Origin of the sequence: Vibrio sp. 10N.222.49.C9, from assembly GCF_041474985.1 — a bacterium.
Classification (GTDB): Bacteria; Pseudomonadota; Gammaproteobacteria; order Enterobacterales; family Vibrionaceae; genus Vibrio; species Vibrio crassostreae_C.
This window is the reverse complement of record NZ_JBFRVD010001132.1, coordinates 1-366: the sequence shown is the minus strand read 5'-3', so window position 1 is coordinate 366 and position 366 is coordinate 1. Positions and strand designations below refer to the sequence as shown.

The window sequence follows — 366 nt, the reverse complement described above, 5'->3', positions numbered from 1 at the left end:
CATCTGACGACGTTGACGACGTTGTTTAACCTGACTTGTCTTGGTTTCTTTGTCGTTCTTCGCTTCAGGCTCTTGCTGAGCTTGCTCGGCAATTTGCTTACCTTGCTCTTCAACTTTGCTTGGCGCTTTTCTCTCTTTACGAGGTTTACGCTTGTTCTCTTTACGAGGTGCATCTTGTTGAGGTGCTTGTTCGCGAGGTGTTTGGTCGCGAGGTGCTTCTGTCGTGGTCTCTTCGTTCTCAGACTTGTTACGGTTTGGACGGTTGTTACGACGACGGTTATCACGGTTATTGCGACGACGGTTATCGTTGCGATCGCGACGTTGCGGTTTTGGCTTGCTTTCTTCAACAGCCGGTTTCTCTTCTTT

1 pseudogene is annotated in these 366 nt (G+C 48.9%); it reads right to left on the bottom strand.

What is annotated here, in order from left to right:
• Nucleotides 1-366: pseudogene (locus AB4585_RS27220) on the bottom strand (ribonuclease E); the annotation flags it as partial.